Consider the following 16,279-nt stretch of genomic DNA (forward strand, 5'->3'; position numbering starts at 1 on the left):
CATACTGTGATAAAAATGACTAATATTTATTGTGACCATATCATAAATAACTATCTAGCATTATTCATTATTTTAAAATTCAATGGAGTTGATTAATGTCTTCAAGAACATCGTATGCAGCACGAATGGCTACACTCGCCGCCACTTTATCGTTTTGTGTCATTCCTTTGTCATTCGCATATGACCAACTTTATGTATTTGGCGATAGTCTGAGTGATACCGGTAATAATGGTAAATTCACCTACGATAGCAGTACCCACCTTCTGTATGACGAAGTGTTAGCACAACATATCGGTACCAACTTGCTCCCATCCAGTCATGGTGGCTTCAATTATGCGACCAGTGGCGCTGTAGCAAATCCGGCACTGAATGCCACTCACAACACCCAAGATCAAGTGCAAAATTATTTGAATCGGGTAAACGGCAAGGCGGATAGCAACGGTCTGTATATCCATTGGATCGGTGGTAATGATCTCGCCGCGGCTGCAACACTCAATCCCGCCGCGTCACAGACAGTGGCTTATACCAGTGCGGTGGCTGCCGCCATGCAGGTAAATTCATTACTAAACGCGGGTGCTGGCACGGTGATAGTGCCGACGGTACCTAACATCGGTTCTACGCCAATGCTAATGGAGCTAGTTATCCAGCAAGGGCTGAGCGCAGTGCAAAATGCTGCAGTGCAAGCGGCCTATACCACACTAAACTCGCTAGCCACACCCGATAATACCAGCCATCAGCAAGCAATCCATCAGGCACTTACCGCTGCCGCCGAGCAGGCAAGCATTGTCCCATCAGTCCAACATGCGATCGCCGCTCAGCTTATCGATGCCTACGACAAATTAAGCACGCAGGCAGAAAAGCTTACCGAGTTCTTCAATAGCAGCGAAGACCACCAGTTAGCACAAAATGGGGGCAATATCGTCAGAGCTGATGTGAACCGATTATTTGCCGAAGTTATCGCCAATCCACGTCAGTTCGGCTTTACCAATACGGTAGGGATGCCCTGCCCGCCAGGCGTATCGTCAGCAGTTTGTAGCGCCACGCAAGTCGGTTTTAATGACAGTCAGTCGTATCTGTTTGCCGATAATTTTCACCCAAGTCCGCAAGCCCATTTGCTCGTAGCCGATTATATGCAGGCGGTGCTTGACGGGCCAACACAAGTTGTCGCGCTGACCCAAGCTACGGCAGCAATTGCCCGAGACACCCGCGCCACACTCGATAGCCGTTTCCAACAATTGCGTACCGGTAAAAATCCACCGAATGCCTTGGGGATTTTTGGCGGTTATGCTGGGCAGCGTTACGACTATTCGGCCAATTTGACCGCCGGAAATGGTCATGCCACTACACATAATTTGAGTGTAGGCGTTGACTATCAACTGACTAACCGCTGGCTTATTGGAGCATTGATTTCAGGTTCGAATGACAATCAAAAACCTTCCACCCGCTATGATTATAGCGCACGTGGTTTCTTGTTCTCCGCATTTACCGCCTTGGATATACTTGATCACGGCTGGGTAAATGCCGATTTGCACTACGCAACCATGAATTACGATGATATCCAACGCAGTATGCAACTCGGGCCACTGACCCGTACTGAAAACGGTGATACCCATGGTAAACAATGGGGAGCCAGGTTGACCGCAGGTTATGACATCCCGATCACTCCCTATCTGACAACCGGCCCGATAACACAATTTTCTCTGGACTACAGTAATGTGTCTGGCTATAGCGAGCAAAGTAACAGTAGCACTGCGATGCATTTCAACGATCAAACCTATCATTCACAGATTGGTGCAATCGGCTGGCGATTGAGTGGACAATTCAGCCATTTCTCTCCTTACGCCGAAGTGCTCTATCAGCACCAGTTTGGTGATGATGTCTACCGAGCAGGTGGCGGGTTGAAATCGACTCAAACCCAATTTGTGCGTAACACCGCCAAACAAGATAACAACTGGCTGGATATGACTCTCGGAGCCAGCCTACCATTGACCGACCAATTAACCGCATTTGCCTCTATATCTCAAACCGGCAATCTGAGTAGTGGTGAACAATTTCGCTATAACATCGGTTTCAGCGCCCTCTTCTAGTACCAGAACTGTCAATCTAATCAGGCAACTGGTTAGATTGACTTAAACGAATAATAAAACAATACCAGTAGGCTAAAGTATATTTTTGCTGAAAAACGTGCTCCCCTAGTTTTCCTTATCGCATATCGTAGGACATTTCTATTTAACCTGTAATCCATCGCCATTTATTATAAATAAAAACACCTAAAAACCCTAAAGCCGACTTTAATTAAAAGCATGGAATATATTTCATAATATTTATATTTGTAATTATTTATTGAATTAAAAAATCGTAAAAAAATGACTAATAACACTGATGCTAGGCCGGAATCTCTGCATTAGAGCTGCATTTACCCTGATGATTCGCTACTTATCTCGGTTAGCACCATGAAAAGGCCAATGATTGTATTTATAAAAAGGATGCGTTAATAATCGGTTAACCATTTGTAAATCCCTCAGCAATTATAAATGGTCGATATCTTTGTACTATAAAATCCAAATTAAAATTATAAGGAATATACATTGAAAAAGCTTGATCGTAATGCAGCTTTAGCAAGTTGGTTTTTCTACCAAACCTATGGTGTTGATAAAAAAGTCAGCACCCCGCAAAAATTACACTATCTAAGCCTTCTGCTTGCTTGCGCTAAAGCAGATGGTGACGTCTCTCAAAAAGAAATGGATTATTTCATCGGCGCAGCATTTGCTCGCGGCTGTACCGAAGAAATGGTCGAAGCATTAATAGAAAGTGAAACTACTATCGACCTCTCTACAGAAGTCGTTAACTTTATTGAAGTCAATCCGAATGCAAAAAAATCGGATGTTCTTTCATTACTTTACAGTGCGATGCAAGTCTGCGCCGCAGATGGAACATATAGCACTGAGGAAGTTAACGCCATCAGAAAAATCAGTTCTCTACTCGGTATTTCTAAAGAAGAGTTACAAAAAGTTGAAGATTTCTTTGCCAAAGAGCTGTCTCTAAAACAAGAAGCACGAGTACTGTTCGTCGGTTGATAAGCTGTAAATCATCTAGATCTAGAAAATAATACTGTGCCAATCATATATCCTACGGTTGGCACAGACTAATGTGCGAAAAATCATATTTTTCGTTTTTTTAATGAATGACTAATAAAAAATCGCCATGAAAAAAAAACTAAGAATTGCCGTAATTGGTTCAAGCTTTAGTGGTTCAATCTTCACCAGACAACTTGAACGTTATTTGAAAAATCCCGAGGTTATTATTTTCGAGAAAAACGTTAATTCCGATGTTTCTCCACATTGGGCTCAACCATCAAAAGGGGCTGCCATATTTATTAATCCAAATGGTATGTCCACCATCAAGCACTATGATAATGAGCTTTATCACCAACTACGGAAGATAACCACCCCACGCGTTTCGATGGAAATTGATTCTATAAGCATGAGCCATAATAGTCTTTGTAAAATTAAAGATATTATAGAAAGCGGCTTGGCTGATGACTATGGTGCAACAATCAGGTGGGATAATATTAATCATTTATTACGTAATCTCTTAGATAAATCTAGAATTGTCTATGGCATGCAATTATCTTCTTACAAATACGATTCTTCCACACATAAAATATCACTGTTATTTCATGAAGACAGTATCTACGCCAATGAAGACTTTGGTGAGTTTGACCTATTAGTTGCCGCAGATGGCCGTTACTCTGCCGTAAGAAACACAGAGGAAAAGATTAATTCAGGAGATTCTGATACTACAACCTATTATAGTATTTCAAACTTCAGATTATTAGTACCAAATACATCCGAACCTATCGTTGACGATTTAAAGCTAATCTATAATATCCCAGACAAAATAGGGCACCCCCATTACCAAGATTTGCCCCCATTTAATTCATTATGTCGTGTTGGCTTATCTCATTGTCAAGCTAATGAGCAAAATCCAGCAGGTTCAACTTATCTGTTCGGAAATTTTTCTCTTGGTAATAACACTGAAATATCGCCAATAATGAAAAGTTCTGATTTTTTAAAAGCACTCTTTATGCCAGCAGGTGGGGCAGCAAATTTGAGTAAACAAGGTAAATGGCTCATGAGTGTATTGGAAAATGAAAATGCGAATATACACTGGTCAAGATTTCAATCAATCCCAATTAAGTTTACCCCAACAATACATACGAGTACGGAAGCTTTGCCTATTCTTTATCTTGGCGATGCCGCCCATGCCTTTCCACCATCATTAGGACAAGGTGCGACAACTGCGATTGAAGATGCTTACTATTCATCTGAAGTATTTATTGATGCCATTATTGAAAATCAATATTTCGAAAATAAAGATAGTTACCCCTATATCATTACATTGCTGCAAAAAATCAATGCTCAGAGAAAACCAAGAATTGAGCTAATAAAAAATGCCAGTATTTCTGCGGGTAAACATTTAACATCAGAAAACATGAATGAAGAACTTCAACAAGAGGCTGAATTATGGGCCAATAACTGTCAGTGGCGAAGTATTATCCGCACTATATGGAAAGGGTATTCTCGACCAAAAGACGAACTGTGTTGGCGATAGCACATAGATACCGTACTTCCACATAGTTATTAAATTTTCACATTACTATTTAGTAGACATATCAGGACTAAGCGCATAAACATTCATTTTCAATCACACACTCACATTTTTTACTCAAAACGGAAATTATATGAACCTATTTAAAAAAGCACTTCTTTATCATTTAGACAATTTCATGGCCAAAGGTACGGGAGCCTTTTTAATTGCCATCTTAATATTAACATTTATAATATCAGCTATTTCTGCGCTTTTTTTAATCAATGTTGAACCCAGTGGCGAAAACCAAAATTTCCTAAGTGTTTTAAGCAGCAACATGCAAAATGCTTTGCGAATAACACTAAAAGGGGGAACGACGTCTTCTATTATCGGCGGTATTATAATTGGGATTGGTGGGTTATTTATGGCTGCTATGCTTGGCAGCGTATTAAACTATTCCCTTTTCCAAAAAATCCACGATCTTCGCCGTGGCCGCTCAATGATTTTTGCCCAAAAGCATGTCGTAATATTGGGTTGGTCTATGCAGGCTCATTATATTATTGGTGAAATCATCCTCGCTAATCAAAGTAATGGTGGCGTTAAAATAGTTATCATGGGTGAAGAAGACAAGCTTACGATGGAAGAAACTATTCGTGAAAAATTAACTTCTTTATTTGAATTTAAACACTATTATGGCTCAAAAATTGTGTGCCGCAGCGGTAATACTTGCGAACGAGAAGACATTGATATTCTTAGCCTTGATACGGCCCGGGCAATTATTGTATTAGGCCCAGACAATCGCCAACATGACATTAAAGTAGTTAAAACATTACTCGCTATTACTAATGCGCTTAACCCACCGTCAACCATATGCACTATAACCGCAGCAGTGAAAAGTGAAGATTACTACCAAGCTGCACTGGTCGCGTCCAATGGCCGAGCAGCTTTAGTCGTCAGCGATCCATTAATAGCAAAAATCAGTGCTCAAAGCTGCCATCAACCAGGGCTAGCCATGATATATGGAGAGCTACTTTCATTCAACGGTGATGAGATTTACTTCAGTAATTCAGCTAGTCTGGTCGGCAGAAAATTTAGCGATGTTATGTTGCAATATTCTGAATCCACCGTCATTGGTATTAGAACAAAAAATGGGATAAATAAATTAGTGCCGAATATAGATCACGTATTTGAGGTTGGTGAATCAGTCATATTGATTTCTGAAGATGATAGCCTTATTGGTGAAATATCGACTACAAATGAAAAGTTTCATGACCAAATTAATTATATGGCAATATTAAACAAGCCGAAATTTACCGCAGCTAACAATCGCAATGTCAATACGTTAATATTAGGCTGGAATTCCCGCGCAGAACTTCTGATACGTGAAATGGATAGCTATATTGGCGCAGGGTCGCATACCACAGTCATTTATCAACCCAGTGACGCAAGAGATAAAATATGTGATGCCATGAATAGTATCGTGTTAGAAAATCAAGAAATAGAGTTTATACAAAGAGATATTACGAAGTACAAAAATATCATAGACGCTAATATTGAAAACTATTCAAGCGTTCTTGTATTATCTCCCGATAACGTAGATGTGAACGATGTTGACTCTACAACTCTAATGATACTGATGTATTTGCGCGGTATAGTAAAAAGAACAAATAAGCATTGTTCAATAATTAGTGAAATACAAGACCCCAATAACCGAGAGTTAGCCCATTCAGCTTATCCTGATGATTTTATTATCAGTTCAAAAATAGTCAGTGTCATACTAGCCCAATACTCAGAGAATATAAATTTGAAATCTATTTATGATGATATATTTGATTCTGATGGCGCTGAAATTTACCTAAAAGGTGTGACTAACTATTTAAATATTAGCAGTCCAGTTAATTTCTATACCGTAATAGCAGCAGCCTCTACTCAAGACCATATTGCTATCGGTTATAGAAAAATGAAATACAAACACGACAAAGAACATAATTATGGCATTGTCATTAATCCGACGAAAAGTGATGAAATCACTTTCCAAGAGGAAGATAAGCTTATTGTTCTCGCCGAAAATTAATCTCTTTGGCTATTATGCCATGTTTTCCTCGCCTAATTGGGCGAGGATTACCCCCTAATCAAAAAATGAATAATCTTACATACATTAGCCTTATAGCTTACATACCCACTTTCAAACCTTATCTATCATATAAAGATAAGTGATTGCTTGGTGGTTTTATATTTTGTGTGAAATCCCATATGGCAACTAACTCACGTAACTATTAATTTCATTGCATCGGATGCTAGCTAAATTATTTTATATTTGTTGATAATTTAGGCTGAGTGTTAAATATGGATAGAAACATAAAGATGAAACCAGCAATTGTCACGTCAACGCCGCAACAAGATATGATAGTAAAAGCTCGTGAACTGACACAATACCTGCGTAGCCATGCTCGTAGCGTCGAAGAGTCCAGACGAATATCAGAAGAAACAATGCAGCAGTTCCATAATGCTGGATTTTTCAAGCTATTGCAGCCAATACGTTATAGCGGGTATGAATATAATCTTACAACGTTTATTGAGGTCATGGCTGAGTTGGGCCGAGGATGTGTATCCTCGGCCTGGTGTTGTTCCATTTGCTCTATACATCAGTGGCTAGTGAGCATTTTCCCCGCTCAAGCGCAGCAAGATGTTTGGGGATCCCATCCTGAAGCTATCGTGTGCGGTTCCTATGCTCCGGCAACTATTGCTTCCCCTGTTGAGGGAGGCTATATCGTCCAAGGTCGTTGGAAGTTTGCATCTAACGTCGATAATGCTCAATGGGCCTTACTGGGTGTGAAGTTTAATACTGGAAGTCAAAACGATACAGGAATGGGTGGATTTGTACTTATATCTAAAAATGAATGGGTTATTGAGGATGACTGGTTTGTTTTTGGGCAACAAGGTACGGGTTCTAAAACAATAGTCATAGATAAAACGGTATTTGTTCCATCGCACAGGTGTCTTACATTTATAGATGCTTCTTCTGGTTCGCCTCCAGGCAGTTCCGTTAATCATAATAGCATATACAGAATACCTTTTTTATCTGTAGTCCCTTTAGGTTTAGTCTCACCATTACTAGGTGCTGCTCAAGGAATACTAGATATTTTTATTCAACAATGTGGCTCAAGAATAACTCGCGGGGCAGTCGCGGGTGATGGAAACAAAATAAGTCAGTTCTTTCCAATTCAATCTCATTTGGCAGAAGCATCTGCATTAATAGATGCTGCCAAACTTTTACTCATGAGAGATATATCAGACTGCGAAAAAAAAGTAGCTAATAAAGAGATGATTAACATAGATAGTCGTATTCGTAATCGAAGAGACCATGCATTCTCTGCGCAATTGTTGCATAAAGCTATTACGATCTTATTTACACACACCGGTGGTACTGGTCTATCACTAGACCAACCAATGCAACGAATCTGGCGAGACTCTAATGCGATTATGCAACATATCGCTTTGAATTGGGATGCAACATCATCAATGGTAGGACAGCATCTCATCGGCATAGAGCCTAATGGACAATATTAATATTTTTATTCTCTCAGTAATATTCAAGCTAAGGAATAAAAAGTAACTTTATAGAGCGTTTATAAAGAATAAAAATCAGAATATTGATTATCGTAAAACATTTTACATTAAGGATTTAATTTTCATGCTAACACAATTTCAGATAAAGAAGCTTACTAAAATATTCAATTGCTATGATTTTGATAATAGTGGTTTCTTAGAGAAATATGACTTTACTCGCCGTTCAGAACGACGTTATGAAATCGCTGGTTGGGACCCAAATTCAGCTCAAGCTAAAGAACTAGAATCGCTTAATATGCAACATTGGGAGGCTTTCAGTCATTATGCCGACAGCAATAGTGATGGTAAAATCACCCTAAAAGAGTGGCTTGCGGTATTTGATAGCCAGATTTCAGGAAAACCTGTCGCCTTCGATAGTTTTCCTCTCCACTTGCAACACTTCTTTGAGGCAATACTAAAGTCTCTAGATGCTGATGGCAGCGGTGACTATTCTTATTTTGAATATGCACAACTTCTGAAAAATTTTGGTACGTATGATGATGCTACCGTCAAATCTCTGTTTGATAAAATGGATATCAATGGAGACGGTGAGTTTTCCTTAGATGAAATGAAACATGCATTTGCAGAGTTTTATATGAGTGACGATCTGAACGCGCCAGGAAACTTGGTCTTTGGCCCATTAGAATAATGGTGTTAGTCGTCTAGACATAGGTTTATCTTTTCCCGCTCACGACTCATGGGCGGGTATTTATAAAACACATCAAGCTCATCTCTAATTTAAGCATTAAATAAGGCGTCTTAATTGATTCAGATATCTACACCAACAATATGTAAACCAGCCGTTATCCTTCCGAAATACAGCGTTACTCAAAAGGAAATAATTGAATTTATTAAGGTCAACTTTTCCGATACTGAAGAATTACCAAAAGCAATTGAGATGATTAGTAACAACCAAGTTTTAAAAAGACATTTTATACGACCACTTGAGGAAATTATATTTGATTGTGGATTAGAGAAGAGGAATTCACTCTATATAAAATATGCGCGTCAACTCGCAAAAGAAGCTGCACTACAAGCCATTAAAAATTCCGGTCTAGCCCTATCGGAGATTAATATGGTTATCGCAACATCATGTACCGGTATTTCGATGCCATCATTAACGACCATGTTGATTAATGATCTCGAACTTTCCGCAACAACACGCCAACTGCCCATTTCTCAGTTGGGCTGCTCCGCAGGAACGGCAGCGGTCAATCTGGCAGTCGACTACTGCAATGCTCACCCTGGCAACAATGTGCTCATTGTGAATGTCGAACTGTGTTCATTGTTATTCCATCCAGAAGATACTTTATTATCCTCTCTAATTTCCGCCTCTCTTTTTGGCGATGCGGCTACCGCAAGTGTCGTTCGTGGAGAAGGAGGTAAAGGTTTTGCAATTACAGCAACACATTCATTTTTGCTAAGCAACTCAGAAGATTATATCTATTATAAGATAAAAGATGCAGGGTTTTACTTTAGATTAAATAAGAAAGTCATGTCATCAATTAAATTAGTCATCCCTGAAATAAATGATTTTTTAAAAAAAACCACTCAGAAAGAACCACATGAAATGGATTTCTATGTCTTTCATACCGGCGGAAAGCGAATTTTAGATGAACTTGTTAAAGGACTTTTTCTTCAAGAAGAGGACATATTAAATAGTAGAAACTCCTTATCAGAGAACGGTAACCTATCAAGTGCTGCCGTATTCGATGTATTAAACAGACTATTTGAAAATGAGCCACCATTACCGGGCCAAAAAGGGTTAATGGTGGCATTTGGTCCGGGGTTTAGTACAGAAATAAGCACAGGGTTTTGGGTATGAATCCAATCTTAATCCACATTCATCAAATATGGTAGTAGTATGAAAAACAGAATAATAGCGGTAGAAGAAGCATTTATTACTCCCTGCATTGTCGCTGAGTGGGACAACTATTTAAGCAAAGATGATGTAGAACCAGGCTTCCGTATAATGGGACAAACCTACCTTAAAGCAACACCTAGCACCAAAATAGTACAAGATAGGCTACTCAACCTTGGTGTAGAACGAATTGCAGATATGGATGCCGCAGGCATTGACCTACAAATACTGTCACTATGTTCGCCAGGCGTGCAGGTTTTTGAACCCGCAATGGGCGTTCGACTTGCACATCAAGCGAATGAGATATTAAGTGATGCTATCAAGTCCTTTCCGGGGCGATTCGCTGGGTTAGCGACCATCGCCCCTCAAGATCCCAAAGCGGCAGTAAAAGAGTTGAAGCGCTGTAAATATCTAGGCATGAAGGGAGTGATAATTAATTCCCACACTATGGGGGAATATTTAGACTCAGAGAAGTATTTTGCAATATTAGAAAGCAGTGAATCACTGAAGTTGCCGATTTATCTTCACCCAAGAGAGCCGTCCCCCAGTATGATTGCTCCATATCTTAATTATGGATTATATTTTGCCGGATGGGGTTTTGCCGCAGAAACAGGGCTACATGCATTACGATTAATCATGAGTGGTGTGTTTGATAAATTACCTAACCTTAAATTTATATTGGGCCATTTAGGTGAAGGTATACCATACTGGTTACAGCGTATTGATAATCGCTATAAACTTCAGGTCAGTATTGGTGCTGTGCGGCAAATGAAAAAGCTCCCAAGTGAATATTTTCGAGAACATTTCGTCATTACAACGAGTGGGATGTATTCTGATGCAGCCTTACAACTTTGCCTAGCCGAATTAGGAGCAGATTCCATTCTCTTTGCTGCCGATTACCCCCATGAATCAGCGCAGGAAGCAGTGGCATTTATGGATTCCGCACCTATCTCAGATGAGAATAGAAATAAAATTTACTGGAAGAACTCCACTAGAGTTTTTGATCTCTGATTTCCGATAAATTTCGTTTTAAAAAATATGATAATACTATTGATGTTTAGGCTATAAGCACCCCATTTATAATGTGTGATACATAAAGCCTAAACATCAACAGTGACACTTCTCACACTTAAAAGTAAATTACCCTACATAATATTATCACTCCCCCTACAAAAATAGATTATTAAAGCGATTATTTTAAACGGGATATAAACAAGCCTAGTTTCAGTCAAAATTTGAGATGGAGAGAAAGTATGACTCCGCTATAATCTCCACAAATTTAATTTATACATTCAAGGTATCCCATCATGTCAAAAAAAACATTACTGCTATTAGGCTTATTAGTTATTTTCCAGAATGCTTACGCATCTAAAATATCATTAACAAAACTCAGTGATAATCTTTATGTCGTCGAAGATAACTATTACTATAAAGAAAACTCTATGGTTTATATTGGTAAAGAGCACATCACTGTTATTGGCGCCACTTGGACACCGGATACAGCTAAAGAATTGGATTTACAAATAAAGAAAATAAGCAAAAAACCCGTCACTGAAGTTATTAATACTAATTATCATACGGATAGAGCCGGTGGTAATCTATATTGGAAAAATAATGGTGCGGAAATAGTATCAACAAAAATGACGTATGATTTAATGTCAGCTCATTGGCAAGACATCGTAGAATTTACCCGTAAGGGAATACCTGAATATCCTATGATTCCACTCGTTTTACCGACAAAGACTTTTGATAATAACTTTGACCTCCAAAATGGTGAAATAATGACGATCTACACTGGTGAATCGCACACACCTGATGGCATATTTGTCTATTTCCCTAATGAAAAAACATTATATGGCAATTGTATTATTAAAGAGAAACTAGGCAATTTATCTTCTGCCAATCTAAAGGAATACCCAAAGACCTTGCAGAAACTTAAAAATTTAAATCTCGATATCAAGACAGTTATTGGTGGCCATGACTCACCCATTCACGGCTATGAACTAATTGATAACTATAAGAAATTAATCGAAGAAGGTAACAAGTCATAAAATGACTTATCGAAAAGACTAGTTTCCCCTGCAGAACCATCAATTGAGAAACTCGACACCGCTTCGCGGTGTCATCAACGTCCCGATATTATCGTTTCGCTCATGCCGACACTGCCATTTCTACCAAACCCCTAAGCCACGCGCAAACAGGCGAATCCCCTCAAAACTAAGTAAAGCGCCTTAAGCAAGAGCATCGGACTAAAGTACACCTCCATGAATCAAATGCTGTCTTTTTATAGTGCAACACCTTCTTGACGGTATAATTTACTCAAACCAACAAAAAATTATTGTAATGCGATAATTTTTTCAACATACTCTGCAGGAAATTTCATTTTATTAAGGACGATTTAAGCATGAAACAACCTATAACCGACCAAAAGCAACATTCCTCGACTCGCCTTAGCTTGGTGGGCAAAGGCACGGCGATACTTGCTTGGGGGTTAGGCATCGTTTATACCGTCGGCGAGCTCTATATGTGGTTCAACCATGGGACCGTTATGCTACAAGGGATTTTGCAAGCGTTTTCAGACAGTCAACCTCTCCTGGCCGAGCCGAGCTTTCAACTTTCCAAGATGGCAATCGCGCTGCTTTTTATTCTCAATTTCTTGCCGATTATCGTCACCTCTGCAGTTTGGTTGCTAGCAGGGCTTTTCTTCCTACGTTTATCCAGAAATGAGTTGTGGACTGCCCGTAACTTCAAACTTCTATGGGCTGCAGGTATATTGAACATACTCAGTCCTTTCTTGTATCAACTGAGCTGGACAGGACAAAGCTTGGCGATCTCATTGGATTTACCACCGGGGGAAAGAATATTTGTATTTTCCTTAGGGCTATCAACCAACAGTGTTTATGATGTTGTCGTCGGTATCATACTTTGTGCATTCGCTTGGATGATTCGAGAATCTACTAAAATTCATCAAGAGAATGAGCTCTATATATAAGGTCTTTAGGTGGCAATTATAATTACACTTGATGTCATGATGGCCAAAAGAAAAATTCGCTCAAAGCAACTTGCTGCAGCGGTCGGTATAACTGAAGCCAATTTGTCGTTAATGAAGAATGGAAAAATAAAGGGCATTAAGCTTAATACTGTCGAGCGACTGTGTAAGGCGCTGGAATGCCAGCCCGGCGATTTATTTTGCTATGAGGAAGACGCCGATCATGAATAACGTTTTTTAGTCACCTTCAGTCGTTGTGGCTGCTGAGCGGTTGTCCTTCATCGTGGGAGAAACCATGGAGGTTAATCGCTGAGGATGGTCACGGCAGTGGCTCTCGCAAGCTAATTTTTTAGCGCGCGCTCATACAAGTTTGAATAATAGTAACGCGTTATATTACCTATCTTTTCGGGGGTTTCCCCTGCCCGAAATTCGTGAGCAATGGCATTCTTAACACATTTTTTGGAAAATACTTTTAATTGTTATTTATGGAGAAATATCATGCCTAACTTATTAATGCTTATTGCTTTACTACGCAAATTAATAAAATTCATTGTTTCGTTCTTTCTGATATCCACCCCGTTGATGGCTGTGGAGCCTTTGGTATTAAAGGATAGTGACTCGACGTTTACCTATAAAGACAACAGGGCATGTATTAACAAGATCTGTTTGGAGTCCAAAAACAATAACAAAATGCCGGATATGTTCGAGAAACCTGATCGGTTTAGCCAGCGGGAGCGAACCGATCCATGGTCTACTTATGATTTTGATCATTCTAGCAATTTTGATAATTCCAGCAATAGCGTACGTCTTAGCATAGACCTTTAGCCGGGAGGTTAAATCCCCCACCAGCATAGCAACCTTGATGAAGGTGCTTTAGGGTTTGTTTATGCGGGTTCAGGCAAGGTTATAGTCGAGGGTAACGGCAGCGTATTATTTATCACGTAGGTTTTCTAAAATTCGTTACTTTTGTTTTTTTTAGGCGCAATTAAGCGGCAACTATTTCAACAAGAGATGACAATATGAAGAAGTTACTTAATATGAAATTAGTCATAAAATTCACTGTTGTTGCACTCTTTATTTTTTCAGCTCCTGCTTTCTCATTGAATCAGGAAACGAGTCACTTTGAAAAAGCATTGCTCGGTCCAGAACAAATCAAAGAAGCCATTATCTATCAGAAGGAAGCAGATAAAAATCAGGATGTTCAACCGAGAGAGGGGGAAAAGTGGTTCGACGTTATCTTAGGGCAGGAGCCTATTATCATCAGTGCGCCACATGCGACTCAACCATTCCGAGATGGAAAGTATCGTTTCTCTGACGGTGGAGGGACAGCAGCTCTGGCAATCATGTTGGGAAAACTGACGAATTCGACTGTCATTTTCACCACAAAAGCCTCCCCGTCCGATCCCAACTACTACGATGATAATGATTATAAAGTGCAGCTAGCCGAATTAATCAAATCTCAAAAACCGAAACTCATTATTGATATTCACGGCAGCCACCCTTTTCGGCCCTATGATGTCGATATTGGAACGATGAATGGAGAATCGCTATTGGGTAAAGACGAACTGCTCACTAAACTCATCGCCTCATTACGAAATGAAGGTATTTCCAATTATTCAAATAACTATTTTGCTGCCTCCAAGAACGAAACCATTACCAAGTTCGGTGCAGCACATGGCGTGCCAACGATCCAATTGGAGTTCAGCAGTATTTGGATGGTGCCAAGTGACGGTAATTATGAATCACATCGGTTTGCACAACTGCTTCAAGGCATGGTTCGTTACGTCAATAGCGTAAAATAATGCCCCCTTAAAACATGGCCGCCGTAAGGCGGCATAAAAAGTCGGGGGAAAGCGCCATTGGCTGCGGCGGCAATCCCCTATCGCAATACCAAGACGATTTGCCGATTTTAAGACCTTACACTGTCATCCAATCATCCCAAGCGGGTGTCGCAGATATCTTTTCCACAATAAAATCAATAAAACTTCTCACTTTGGGGTCCTGATAATGGCCAGGGTGGTAGAGAGCAAAAAGGCTGTACTCGTGCTCTTTCACATCATGATCGAGCAGAACAGGAATCAACTCACCATTAGCAATATGATCCCCCAGCAGATAAGTTGGCAAATTGACGATCCCCTGATGATGAAGGGCCGCCTCAAGTAACCCCAATGTGCTGTTCACTTCAACGATATTATTGGTTTTTAATGCCTGTGAATGACCGTCGTCATCTATAAATTGCCAGCTATCGGACACATTTGGATTGATTAGGCAATCGTGTGACTTTAAGTCCGCTTGCGTTTTAGGCAGTCCACGTTGTTCTAAATAGCGCTTACTCGCGCAATACACCCAGTTGATCTTACATATTTTTCGTAAAGCAAAGTTGGTCGGCGGGTGCGCCGTAATACGCAGAGCAATATCAATATTCTCTTCATTCAAATTGATATTCTGATCGTTAAGATCAACCGACAGCCGGACATCCGGATTGATATTTCGATACTCACTGTACAAACGCATCAGATGACAGACACCAAAGGCAATTGAACAGGTAATTTTAAGCTGGCCCTGCGGGTGACTGCGGAAACTGGAGGTATTAACCAACGAATCATCAAGATCCATCAACAGATGCTGCGCACGAAACAATAGATATTTGCCGGGTTCGGTTAAAATAAGGTTGCGTGTCGTCCTCTTTAGCAAAACGACACCAAGGTGTTCTTCCAGCTGAGAAATACTGCGACTCACCGAAGAGGGCGTCAGATTCAATTTCTGCGCCGCGGCTGAAAAGCTATTACATTCCACAACCTTAATAAAAATCTCTAACTGCCGGAAAATAGCGTAGTTATCAATTTTTGCCTTAAATAAAACTGAAGATTTGTTTGAAGACATCATCTGCCAATACCCCTTTTATGAGTTTATGCTGGCGGGCGAATCTGGCAACGGAGTATCCACAATACTCTAGATTAGTGAAATTCCCATTATCTTACAGTAAGCTATATTCTTTGGAATGGGATGCTATCTGCATTTTTTATCCTATTTCTATCAAAACACCCTAGAAATAAGACAGGCATCAACTTTTGCGTTTTATGCACAAGTCTTTTCATTTAATAGCACCGCCAACGACTGTTAGTTTAGCTTCCCTGTACGTACTATGCCTGTATATCAGTATGTTTGTTTGGCATACATGATGTTTTAAAAAAACATCTCATTTCGTGAGAATACTAATTCTAATTATC

At 39.8% G+C, this 16,279-nt stretch carries 13 protein-coding genes; 12 read left to right on the forward strand and 1 reads right to left on the reverse strand.

All coding sequences use genetic code 11. The features are described from left to right. Positions 1–95 precede the first annotated feature (95 nt). The 12 genes from BN68_RS13850 to BN68_RS13910 all read left to right on the forward strand — a co-directional run bounded on the left by BN68_RS13850 (position 96) and on the right by BN68_RS13910 (position 14,851). Positions 96–2,087, forward strand: a complete 1,992-nt coding sequence (locus BN68_RS13850; RefSeq protein ID WP_042806760.1) for an autotransporter domain-containing esterase — start codon at positions 96–98, stop codon at positions 2,085–2,087. A 501-nt stretch (positions 2,088–2,588) separates the two neighbouring features. Continuing rightward, positions 2,589–3,077: a TerB family tellurite resistance protein gene (locus tag BN68_RS13855; protein WP_019211756.1), complete on the forward strand. Its 489-nt coding sequence runs from the start codon at positions 2,589–2,591 to the stop codon at positions 3,075–3,077. A gap of 127 nt (positions 3,078–3,204) precedes the next feature. Next, entirely contained in the window at positions 3,205–4,614 is a 1,410-nt protein-coding gene (locus BN68_RS13860) for an FAD-dependent monooxygenase (RefSeq protein WP_019211757.1), read from the forward strand. A 130-nt stretch (positions 4,615–4,744) separates the two neighbouring features. Further along, positions 4,745–6,664, forward strand: coding sequence for a CASTOR/POLLUX-related putative ion channel (locus BN68_RS13865; protein WP_019211758.1), 1,920 nt, complete (start codon positions 4,745–4,747; stop codon positions 6,662–6,664). A gap of 290 nt (positions 6,665–6,954) precedes the next feature. Continuing rightward, the gene (locus tag BN68_RS13870; protein WP_196796396.1) at positions 6,955–8,160 is read left to right on the forward strand and encodes an acyl-CoA dehydrogenase family protein; all 1,206 of its coding nucleotides are present in this window, start codon (positions 6,955–6,957) and stop codon (positions 8,158–8,160) included. 124 nt (positions 8,161–8,284) lie between these two features. After that, a complete protein-coding gene (locus BN68_RS13875) occupies positions 8,285–8,848 on the forward strand; it encodes an EF-hand domain-containing protein (protein ID WP_019211760.1) in 564 nt (187 codons plus the stop codon). Between the two features lie 114 nt (positions 8,849–8,962). Beyond that, on the forward strand, positions 8,963–10,024 hold the full coding sequence (locus tag BN68_RS13880; protein WP_019211761.1) for a type III polyketide synthase: 1,062 nt from the start codon (positions 8,963–8,965) through the stop codon (positions 10,022–10,024). 39 nt (positions 10,025–10,063) lie between these two features. Next, on the forward strand, positions 10,064–11,071 hold the full coding sequence (locus BN68_RS13885) for an amidohydrolase family protein (RefSeq protein WP_019211762.1): 1,008 nt from the start codon (positions 10,064–10,066) through the stop codon (positions 11,069–11,071). Between the two features lie 296 nt (positions 11,072–11,367). Next, a complete protein-coding gene (gene bla, locus BN68_RS13890) occupies positions 11,368–12,111 on the forward strand; it encodes a subclass B2 metallo-beta-lactamase (RefSeq protein WP_019211763.1) in 744 nt (247 codons plus the stop codon). A gap of 353 nt (positions 12,112–12,464) precedes the next feature. After that, entirely contained in the window at positions 12,465–13,052 is a 588-nt protein-coding gene (locus tag BN68_RS13895; RefSeq protein ID WP_019211764.1) for a hypothetical protein, read from the forward strand. Between the two features lie 9 nt (positions 13,053–13,061). Continuing rightward, a complete protein-coding gene (locus tag BN68_RS13900; RefSeq protein ID WP_019211765.1) occupies positions 13,062–13,280 on the forward strand; it encodes a helix-turn-helix domain-containing protein in 219 nt (72 codons plus the stop codon). Positions 13,281–14,068: 788 nt separating this feature from the next. Then, positions 14,069–14,851: a hypothetical protein gene (locus BN68_RS13910; protein ID WP_019211767.1), complete on the forward strand. Its 783-nt coding sequence runs from the start codon at positions 14,069–14,071 to the stop codon at positions 14,849–14,851. 115 nt (positions 14,852–14,966) lie between these two features. Here BN68_RS13910 and BN68_RS13915 read toward each other — a convergent pair whose 3' ends face one another. Beyond that, positions 14,967–15,932 carry a LysR family transcriptional regulator gene (locus BN68_RS13915; protein WP_042806810.1) on the reverse strand — a complete coding sequence of 322 codons (966 nt, stop codon included), beginning with the start codon at positions 15,930–15,932 and terminating at the stop codon, positions 14,967–14,969. Positions 15,933–16,279: the final 347 nt, after the last annotated feature.

The sequence above is a fragment of the Yersinia massiliensis CCUG 53443 genome, from assembly GCF_000312485.1.
GTDB classification, from domain to species: Bacteria; Pseudomonadota; Gammaproteobacteria; order Enterobacterales; family Enterobacteriaceae; genus Yersinia; species Yersinia massiliensis.

What these genes read in the sequence shown, in the direction of transcription:
- BN68_RS13850 (WP_042806760.1), top strand. Translation starts at nt 96, where the DNA reads ATGTCTTCAAGAACATCGTATGCAGCACGAATGGCTACACTCGCCGCC.
- BN68_RS13860 (WP_019211757.1), top strand. Translation starts at nt 3,205, where the DNA reads ATGAAAAAAAAACTAAGAATTGCCGTAATTGGTTCAAGCTTTAGTGGT.
- BN68_RS13865 (WP_019211758.1), top strand. Translation starts at nt 4,745, where the DNA reads ATGAACCTATTTAAAAAAGCACTTCTTTATCATTTAGACAATTTCATG.
- BN68_RS13870 (WP_196796396.1), top strand. Translation starts at nt 6,955, where the DNA reads ATGAAACCAGCAATTGTCACGTCAACGCCGCAACAAGATATGATAGTA.
- BN68_RS13875 (WP_019211760.1), top strand. Translation starts at nt 8,285, where the DNA reads ATGCTAACACAATTTCAGATAAAGAAGCTTACTAAAATATTCAATTGC.
- BN68_RS13885 (WP_019211762.1), top strand. Translation starts at nt 10,064, where the DNA reads ATGAAAAACAGAATAATAGCGGTAGAAGAAGCATTTATTACTCCCTGC.
- bla (WP_019211763.1), top strand. Translation starts at nt 11,368, where the DNA reads ATGTCAAAAAAAACATTACTGCTATTAGGCTTATTAGTTATTTTCCAG.
- BN68_RS13895 (WP_019211764.1), top strand. Translation starts at nt 12,465, where the DNA reads ATGAAACAACCTATAACCGACCAAAAGCAACATTCCTCGACTCGCCTT.
- BN68_RS13910 (WP_019211767.1), top strand. Translation starts at nt 14,069, where the DNA reads ATGAAGAAGTTACTTAATATGAAATTAGTCATAAAATTCACTGTTGTT.
- BN68_RS13915 (WP_042806810.1), bottom strand. Translation starts at nt 15,932, where the DNA reads ATGTCTTCAAACAAATCTTCAGTTTTATTTAAGGCAAAAATTGATAAC.